The sequence below is a fragment of the Vibrio sp. V19_P1S1T109 genome, assembly GCF_002241375.1.
Lineage (GTDB): Bacteria > Pseudomonadota > Gammaproteobacteria > Enterobacterales > Vibrionaceae > Vibrio > Vibrio anguillarum.
The window spans coordinates 1-8,882 of the sequence record NZ_NDIM01000360.1 but is presented as its reverse complement, the minus strand read 5'-3'; the positions used below and the strand labels follow the sequence as shown (position 1 = coordinate 8,882).

Sequence of the window (8,882 nt, the reverse complement as noted above, 5' to 3'; positions counted from 1 at the left end):
TGATTGGCCCCTAGTTATTGGAATATTATGGTGTAATAGAACATTAATTCGCATTATAAAATAAGTATTAGGTAACTGCCATTGTTTTAGGTCAAATTTTCGTTCTTTCTTCAAATCTCAACCAGAAATGCGCTTAAATTTGTAGCAATTTCTACAGGTACGCTTAACTAATACGGCACATGCTATAACCAAATGAGATAAAAATTCATCTATAAAATTAAGTAAAGTTTGAGTCGCTATCACTCCACTATCTGGCGAAGCGTGCATTCATTACCCATACTTGGAGTAACAAGCAAGAAAGGAGCAAATGCCATGAAAAACGAACTTGAACCCGCGAAAATTCTCCATGCTTATGAAACAGTAATGGCGCATGGTACACCGACTGAATTCGGGAAAATCTATGAAGGTATCGAAGCTTTTTCAGACTATGACGGCTATAACATTTACATGCGAGGAAATGGTGTGGAGCTAAAAGTTGGCTTCCACAATACCTACCATCTCGATTATGACCAAGAGCATCTACGCGACAGCTTTTTGAAAAAAGTAGCCATTTTGGCTAAGTAGCGGTGTTGACCCAGCTCATGGATTGGCTAAGCGCGACCAAATGAGCAGAGTGGCGATAATGCAAAGCCCGAGTGAGTCATCAATACTAGGGCTTTGAGCGAAAGCACTTTTCTCATCTTGATTGAGTCACACTCTTTTGCACAGAGATCTCTTATATGAAAGGCGATGCAAGCGAATTTGTCAGCCTTATTGAGACAATAAGGCTGAAGAGATAAATGAGAAAGCTGACCAAATTACGGCTTAAGATCCTGCATTAGAGATACAGATTAATCTTCTTCCGTTAAGCTGACTTCTTCATCATTATAATCGTCACCACTTTCCGGTTTATTGCGACCGTTCAACGTATGGAAACGCTTACGACCACGAGCAAGTTGAGTGTATTTTAACCAGACACGCTCTAACTTAGATTTCGCTTTACCTGGGTTTTCAATCGCCTTAACAAAATGAGCTTCTTCGGCATTCTCTGGCGTGAGTTCACCAGATTCAAGACCAAGCATGGTACCACCATAAATGGCGAGAAGTTCTTCTTCTGCAAGAGTAAAATCACCAGACTTAGCAAAGCCTCGTGGAAACTTTGTATTGTCGTAAAAACGTTTTTTTCCGTGACGGAATTCAGTCTCAGACATATCAACCTCATGTGAATGGCGCTACTACCATGTAGCGATAGATCACGCGAAAATTAGGCGTAAATCTCCGAAAAGAAAAACAAAAATTTTTTATCGTCATAATTGCACTTCCTTGTTAATCTGACGGGGTAATTTCAGAGGATTTAATATGGATGTAAAAGTTTTTCGCACTTTTCTCGAACTCGCCAAAGTACGTCATTTTGGGCGAGCAGCTGAAAACCTTTATTTGACCCAAGCCGCCGTCAGCGCACGCATCAAGCAATTAGAAAATTATTTTGATGCTCAACTGTTTACGCGTGATCGCAACAACATAAAGCTCACATCGGCAGGAGAACGACTCGTTGGCTATGCCGAAGTGATGGTGGCAACCTTGCAACAAGCCAAGTTTGAGCTCTCTTTGGAAAATGGCCGAGCTTTACAGCTGACATTAGGGGGAACGCCCAACGTTTGGGATGCTCATCTACAAAACTGTTTAAGCGTTGTGACTGATGCTTTTAGTGGTTATGGGTTTATGGCGGAAGTCATGGGGCGCGAGCAGCTCAACCGCAGCCTACTGGAGCGTACCTTAGATATGGCGTTTGCCTTTGACCCAATTAAAGCCGAAGAGCTAAACTGCAAAAAAGTCGCAGATTTAGTACTGGTGTTGGTTTCGACGCGTCCTGACACACTGGAAACCGCCTTTGATAATAAATACGTGTACGTCGATTGGGGAAGCCGTTTCGCCTCCGAGCATGCTGAGCGACATCCGAAGACGCCAACCCCCTATTTGCGCACCTCGACCGCTCGTATCGCACTTGATTTCATTTTAGAAAAAGGGGGAAGCGCTTACCTTCCTACCTCACTTGTTGAACCTTTTATCCACTCTGGCCAATTGTATCGAATTGACAATGTGGAAGATTGGCAGCGTCCCATCTTCCTCAGCTACCGAAAAAACAGCTCATCGATAGAAGCCATTATGCAAGTGGAAAAATTAGTCAAAAACATCAACCCTAGTAGTGCTTACTCATTACAACAAGCGGGCGAGGTCATTCTCGACTGACCCAACAAATTCATAACGCTGTAGCGGGTATTGAATACAGCGTTATGAATATCCTTTTTCAAGAGAAGCCGCAGGAAAAGCCATCCAGTTCCGAAAATGGCTAGTATCGACAGAATTCATGCATACACTTAGCTTATAAAAACTGCATAAGGCTCGTTATACCAAATGACACCATGGATGGAACTCGATAAAGAACAATGCCAACAAGCTCGCACTAGCCGTGATCCGCGATTTGATGGACGATTTTTCGTTGCCGTCAAAACAACCAACATCTTTTGTCGCCCAATATGTCCGGCAACCCTGCCAAAAGAAAAGAATGTTGAATACTTCGCCAACTCCGCGCTGGCTCTACAAGCGGGTTATCGGCCATGCCTGCGTTGCCGCCCAGACAGTGCACCTCATTCTTGGGCATGGAAAGGAGTTGAAACCACCTTCTTGCGTGCAATCAAGCTTATTGAGCAAGGTGAATTACAATCGAGCAATCTGGCTCAATTTGCCGAACGTTTGGGGATCAGTGACCGCTACCTACGACAACTGTTTCAAACTCATTTAGGAGTGTCACCGAAACAATATGCTCAGTACCATCAGTTGATGTTTGCTAAGCAGTTGTTGCATTCCAGTGCTCTGTCCATTACCGATATAGGATTCGCTTGTGGGTTCAACAGTACCCGCCGCTTTAACGATGCGTTTATCAAAACGTTGCAACTGACCCCCAGCCAAGTACGGCAATCTAAAACTGCATTGATGACAAAAAACCTATTAACACTCTCTTGTCGCGGCCCTTTCGATTGGCAACATATGCTAGATTTCTATCGATTACGTGCAGTAAACGCCATTGAACAGGTCAGTAACAATCATTATCAACGCACCTTCAACATACACAATACGACTGGCTGGTTTAGTGCCAGCTTAAACTCTGCGACCCATTTAGAGGTTGAATTCGAGTTGCAAGACATCACCAAACTGCGTTACTTGGTGGCAAAACTACGCCGCCTATTTGACCTAGAAGCCGACATCAGCCACATCGAGGCCTATTTGGAAGACTGCGCTCCGGGTTTAGTCACTCGTTCAGGAATCCGCATTCCCGGCGTTTGGAATTGTTGGGAGGCGGGAGTCAGAGCTATTTTAGGTCAACAAGTTTCGATAAAAGCAGCCATTGGCCAGCTCAACCGATTAGTCGATGCGGTGAACCCAGCTCAAAATACGAGCAGTTACTTTCCAAGCCCGGAACAAATCGCACAGCTTGACTTGCACTTTTTAAAGATGCCACACAGCCGAAAAGAGACCTTAACACGCTTTGCTCAATTCATGTGCCAACACCCTGAAGCCGATGTGGATGCTTGGCTTTCACTAAAAGGTATTGGGCCGTGGACCGTAAACTACGCTAGGTTAAGAGGTCAGTCCGATTCAGATTGCTTTCTAGACACTGATTTGGTGGTTAAGAAGGCCTTAAGCCATTTTCCTGAGCTGAACGCAGACAAGGTTTCACCTTGGGGAAGTTACGCCACCTTTCACTGTTGGAATTACTAATATGAATCGCTTCACCCACTATCACAGCCCCTTAGGAATCATGACATTGCAAGCCTGCGAGCAAGGTTTATTGGGGGCTTGGTTTGAAACCGAAACCACCATGCCAACAGAGTTAGGGGTAAAATCCGAACACTACACTATACTCATCAATACTATCAAACAGTTAGATGAGTACTTTTCCGGGAAACGGACTATATTTACTTTACCTTTAGCGGCAAAAGGCACCGAGTTCCAACAATCTGTGTGGCAAGCATTATGCAAGATACCTTATGGCGAAACTTGGAACTACCAACAGATTGCAGAGGCGATCGGTAACCCCAAAGCCGTAAGGGCTGTCGGCTTGGCCAATGGTAGAAATCCAATTTCGATCATCGTTCCTTGCCATAGAGTGATCGGAAAAAGTGGTAAACTCACTGGCTATGCGGGGGGCTTAAACCGTAAAGCGAGCTTATTAGAACTTGAGCGAACAACAACAGAGGTTGCAGCAACATGATAAGATCTACGGCAAAATCAATCAGTATTCTCGTCCTTACAGCCACTTTGCAAGGCTGTTTTCAAGATGACCTTGAACGTTGGTTAAACCGTGAAACTTATGAGTTCAAAGGGACTTATGACAACCAGTTCAATGATGACTTATTAATTTTCGAAGAGGGTATTGTACGTGCTGAATCTGAAACTCAGCACTGGTCTCGCGCTTACAGCGTGGATGGTAATCAACTGACGATCCAGCTACGCAATAACTCGAAAGAAAAACGAGAAGATATCGTGCTTGTGATCCATGGCAAAGGAGAAGTGCTCACATGCAGTGTCTGCGCCATGTATAAATTGAGTAACGTATGGGTAAAAACAGGCAATGTTGAAGCCAAACCGTCTGGAGTAGAAAACGCGAGCCAATAACTCGCGTTAACGCAATGACCAGTTCTACTCACTCATGTTTACCCTCACCTAAGCTCAAAAATTAAGCTTTTATCTATTTTAAAAACCATCGCACACACTCGCTCTGTCATTTACCCAAAATTCAAGTAAGGTAGAGATATCAGACTGTTGAATTGAATGGATCTCGTGAAATAAGGAGATAATGATGGCAGAAAAACTGTCAACCTCGGCACTGGCTAAATTGCGTAATACAGACGCTAAACAACTATTCAGTAACCTCCAAAAAGCAGGGTACATTAACCGCTTCGACAACAAGTGGGTATTAACAGAGCTGGGAGCAAAATTTGGCGGCGAATACGCCCAGCACACGCAATATGGCCAATTTATTGTCTGGCCGGAAAACTTACTCGTCGACACACAAGCCGCCAGCGGAAAGACATTAAGTGCCACTCAACTTGGCGATCATTTCAGGCTCAACCCCAAAAAAATAAATCAACTATTGAGAGAGTTAGGCTGGATATCTAAAACAGAAAAAGGCTGGCAAGTAACGGAGGCTGGGCTCAGAGCTGGCGCCCAGCAACGTGAAGATAAATCTTCTGAGCAATTTTTTGTTGTTTGGCATGATACGGTGACTCACCATAAACGTCTGAAACAATCCATCGTCGAATTTTTAGGGCAAGAGGCTCACAACCAATCGACCGATAAATCATTGTCCCACTTTCGCCAAAAATTTGAGGCAAAACATCGCACCTTAGACGGCCACTATGTTCGCTCAACCGGCGAATTATTGATCGATAATTGGCTCTATTTGGCGGGCATCGTCCACGCTTATGAGCGTCAGTTGCCGATAGAAGCTGATGTGATGTGCGATTTTTATCTGCCAACAGGGAAAGTCTATTTACAATATTGGGGTTCAGATAATGGCGCAACCGACGAAAAAACGCGCTTACAAACTCAAGCGATTTACCACGATCACGGCTTTGCTCTGATTAATATTCATCCGCAAGACATTGCGCATTTAGATGACATTCTGCCTAGAAAACTGCGAGAGTTTGGGATTAAAGCGTATTAATCGCGTTGGCAAGATGCCCCCTTCCCCTCGTCACTGAGAGAGCAACACGAGAGAAAAGGAGCAAAAAACAAAACCTATATTAACGGTAAGAAGAATAGCGAGCTCTAGCCGCCTCTTCTTTCGGGACGATGGTTTTACCAATCGGAGCCAAAGAAATAACCGCGAGTTTCAAATGCTGTAGTGCGAAAGGGATGCCAATGATGGTAATAAAACACGCCACCGCCGATAAAATATGACCAACGGCTAACCAAAAACCAGCGAAAACAAACCAAATCACATTGCCGATTAAGCCAAATGGGCTGGTACCAATATCTTGCTGATTGGTCAATTCATCACGGGAAATCGCCTCTTGCCCAAAAGGAAAAAACGAAAAGTTACCGATAACAAAGCAAGCACGCCCCCATGGAATGCCAATAATGCTGATAAAGGCAAGGAGACCAAAAAACCACCAAGCGAGCCCCATAAACACTCCGCCCAGTAAAAACCAAATAATATTGCCGATTGTTCTCATCACTGCTACTCCGTATAAAATAGACCCATAAACCCTTTCAGTATCATTGCATGACCTGAACGGAAGATTAACGCTAGGCTAAACCATGCCATACCGCCGTAACGCCGCTTATCGTACAAAGCAGCAACGCAGCGAAACGGATGTTATCTTTGGGTAGTGATTGCGTGGTCATCATCGCCAACTTATAACCCAACCAAGCTGAGGGGATAAGCGGAATCGTTATCCATAAATGATGTAACGTCAGAAAACCTGCCGGTATTTGAATAATCAAAGAGATGATCGAGCTAAACACAAAAAATGCCGAAAGATTGCCACGCAACTGATTCGCTTCTTGATGCTGTAGGATCAACGCCATCGGCGGCCCACCAATCGCGGAACTGGTGCCAAAGAAACCGGAGAAAAAACCCGCAATACCCATTTTTATCGGGGTAGGTTCGATGCGATACGGCAATAAACTAACAGCCACGGCAAATAACACCAATAAACCAAGCCATAACGCCAGTACATCCGTCGAGACTAAAACCAGAAGGATACCGCCCGCAATTGAACCGGGAACGCGACCAATCAGCGCCATTTTTAAACCGCCAAGCTCAATGTTCGAGCGATGCTTTAAGGCGTTCAAGATAGAAATAAACAGCGCCACGATACAAATGGGGGCAGGAACGTAGTCGGCGGAGATCAAGAACAGCAAGGGCGCTGCGACGATCGCTAAACCAAAACCAATCGCCGTTTGCACAAATGAACCCAAGAAAATAAGAAACATGGCGATAAGCGCCGTACTACTGAACATTTCCATTAAAATGCCTATAAGCGAAACAAAGAAAAGTAATGCCCATAGAGAGCATTACTTCGTTCACGTTATCAGCAATTTTCGATCATGAGAATAGCCAAATTGATCTATCGGTCTGGTATCAGTAAGCAACACCAATACGTTGACGAGGGTGAGCGGCACTTTCTAACTCATCGATCATCGCGAGGGCATAGTCACTGACTGAGATTTTGCTGTTACCTTCAGCATCAGACAATAGAGCGTCACCGCCCACACGGTAAGCACCTTGTTTCTCACCCGGAAAAATCTCAGCGGCCGGGCTAACAAATGTCCAATTAACCTTGCTTGTACTCGCACGGAAGAGATCCAACGCTTCGCCTTGCGCTAATGCTTCCCCTTTGTACTCTTCAGGGAAACCTTCTACGGTCACCAATTTGATACCGGGAGCGACTTCCAATGAACCCGCACCACCAACCCACAGTAGGCGATCCACACCCACTTGCGGTAGATCCGACAGCAGTTTTTGCGCTGTAGCTGCAACAATATCGTGGTTGCCAGCTGCACGTCCGCCAATAGAAGCGATCACGACATCAACACCAGCTAACGCAGCGCTAATTTTTGACAAAGGCTGTTGTAAGTCAAATAGTTGAACGCTAACACCTTCAGCATCGACTTTACTTGAATCACGCACTAACGCGATCACCTCGTGGCCCCGTGCTTTTGCTTCATTGACAATGTGACTACCAATCCAACCTGATGCGCCTAATACTGCAATTTTCATAATTTATTTCCTCATTCGGTTTCTGTTTCTCGACAACAATTGTAGTCTAGTAGTTAAACGAAGGAGGAAAAACACCCAAAAATGATGTAGATTGTATCAATATTCGTATCTAATAAAGGCCTACCATGGACAGACTAACCGCCATGCGCAGTTTTATCGAAGTGGCAAATACTGCCAGTTTTACCAAAGCCGCAGACAACTTGAGCTTAAGTCGATTACAAGTGTCACGTCATGTCCAAGAAGTTGAGGATTGGTTAAAGCAGAGGTTACTGCACCGCACGACACGCAAAGTCAGCCTAACCACCGCCGGTGAAGAGGCTTTAATCCGTTGCGAACAAATTTTGCACCAAACTGCCGAACTTGAAACACGGGCGTTGGAACAGTCACAACTCTTAAACGGTACCATTCGCATTGCCGCGCCGATAGGCCTTGCTCAAAACATGTTATTGGCCGTTGTTGAAGACTTCACGCAACGACACCCCAATGTGTTAATTGACATTGTCGCTTCAGATCGCCTTTCACAACTGGTCGATGAACGCGTGGATATTGCCCTGCGTTTTACCCAACAGCCGGATGATACGCTTATCGCTCGCCGTTTAATGAGCGTCGGCACCGTCATATGCGCTTCCCCTAGCTATCTCAACCAACACCCTCCTATCAATACACCCAATGACTTAACCCAGCACAACTGCTTTGTGCACATGAGTAATAACAAGTGGGATGTGGTTAAAGACAATGAACAGCTCTCTGTCACCGTGAATGGCAACATCCGCGCTAATGATATGGAAATTTTATGCCGTGCTGCCCTACATCACAAAGGCATCGTACGGCTACCATGCGATCTTGCAAATGTCTTTATCGCCTCAGGAACACTAGTACGCGTTTTGCCAGAGTTTCACAGCCCAAGCAGCGCACTATGGGCTGTGTATCTTTCTCGTAGCTATCAAACCCCATTGGTTCGCCAATTCATTGATTTCATCGCTCAAAGCTGGAAAAACGATCTCATCGCTTAGCGTTAAGTCATTCTAGCTAATAATTTAATCAATATTATTAGCTAGATTAAACATAGTGTTAATGCCAAAAATGAAATTATCTATAATTAATATTGTAGATG

At 44.7% G+C, this 8,882-nt stretch carries 11 protein-coding genes; 7 read left to right on the top strand and 4 right to left on the bottom strand.

All coding sequences use genetic code 11. The features are described from left to right. The first annotated feature begins 312 nt into the window (after positions 1 to 312). Positions 313 to 564: a DUF3081 domain-containing protein gene (locus B9J87_RS16775; RefSeq protein ID WP_017044957.1), complete on the top strand. Its 252-nt coding sequence runs from the start codon at positions 313 to 315 to the stop codon at positions 562 to 564. Positions 565 to 830: 266 nt separating this feature from the next. Here B9J87_RS16775 and B9J87_RS16770 read toward each other — a convergent pair whose 3' ends face one another. Beyond that, positions 831 to 1,190, bottom strand: coding sequence for a DUF413 domain-containing protein (locus B9J87_RS16770; RefSeq protein ID WP_013868249.1), 360 nt, complete (start codon positions 1,188 to 1,190; stop codon positions 831 to 833). 148 nt (positions 1,191 to 1,338) lie between these two features. On the opposite strand from B9J87_RS16770, the gene B9J87_RS16765 reads away from it, so the two are divergent. From B9J87_RS16765 to B9J87_RS16745, 5 genes are all read left to right on the top strand, one after another. Beyond that, complete coding sequence (locus tag B9J87_RS16765; protein ID WP_013868248.1) at positions 1,339 to 2,229, top strand: LysR family transcriptional regulator; 891 nt, start codon at positions 1,339 to 1,341, stop codon at positions 2,227 to 2,229. Positions 2,230 to 2,394: 165 nt separating this feature from the next. Then, positions 2,395 to 3,759 carry an AlkA N-terminal domain-containing protein gene (locus tag B9J87_RS16760; RefSeq protein ID WP_441351337.1) on the top strand — a complete coding sequence of 455 codons (1,365 nt, stop codon included), beginning with the start codon at positions 2,395 to 2,397 and terminating at the stop codon, positions 3,757 to 3,759. Between the two features lies 1 nt (position 3,760). After that, positions 3,761 to 4,252, top strand: coding sequence for a methylated-DNA--[protein]-cysteine S-methyltransferase (locus B9J87_RS16755; protein WP_094151814.1), 492 nt, complete (start codon positions 3,761 to 3,763; stop codon positions 4,250 to 4,252). After that, positions 4,249 to 4,656, top strand: a complete 408-nt coding sequence (locus B9J87_RS16750; RefSeq protein ID WP_094128607.1) for a hypothetical protein — start codon at positions 4,249 to 4,251, stop codon at positions 4,654 to 4,656. The genes B9J87_RS16755 and B9J87_RS16750 overlap by 4 nt, the downstream gene beginning before the upstream one ends. A 184-nt stretch (positions 4,657 to 4,840) precedes the next feature. Continuing rightward, positions 4,841 to 5,707 carry a glycerol kinase gene (locus tag B9J87_RS16745; RefSeq protein WP_176429556.1) on the top strand — a complete coding sequence of 289 codons (867 nt, stop codon included), beginning with the start codon at positions 4,841 to 4,843 and terminating at the stop codon, positions 5,705 to 5,707. A gap of 79 nt (positions 5,708 to 5,786) precedes the next feature. Here B9J87_RS16745 and B9J87_RS16740 read toward each other — a convergent pair whose 3' ends face one another. The 3 genes from B9J87_RS16740 to B9J87_RS16730 all read right to left on the bottom strand — a co-directional run bounded on the left by B9J87_RS16740 (position 5,787) and on the right by B9J87_RS16730 (position 7,768). Further along, on the bottom strand, positions 5,787 to 6,218 hold the full coding sequence (locus tag B9J87_RS16740) for a YccF domain-containing protein (protein ID WP_026027764.1): 432 nt from the start codon (positions 6,216 to 6,218) through the stop codon (positions 5,787 to 5,789). Between the two features lie 73 nt (positions 6,219 to 6,291). Further along, positions 6,292 to 7,014, bottom strand: coding sequence for a sulfite exporter TauE/SafE family protein (locus tag B9J87_RS16735; RefSeq protein WP_013868241.1), 723 nt, complete (start codon positions 7,012 to 7,014; stop codon positions 6,292 to 6,294). Positions 7,015 to 7,129: 115 nt separating this feature from the next. Further along, on the bottom strand, positions 7,130 to 7,768 hold the full coding sequence (locus tag B9J87_RS16730) for an NAD(P)-dependent oxidoreductase (RefSeq protein ID WP_017043238.1): 639 nt from the start codon (positions 7,766 to 7,768) through the stop codon (positions 7,130 to 7,132). Between the two features lie 125 nt (positions 7,769 to 7,893). Between B9J87_RS16730 and B9J87_RS16725 the strand changes: the two genes are divergently transcribed. Further along, on the top strand, positions 7,894 to 8,781 hold the full coding sequence (locus B9J87_RS16725) for a LysR family transcriptional regulator (RefSeq protein WP_013868239.1): 888 nt from the start codon (positions 7,894 to 7,896) through the stop codon (positions 8,779 to 8,781). Positions 8,782 to 8,882: the final 101 nt, after the last annotated feature.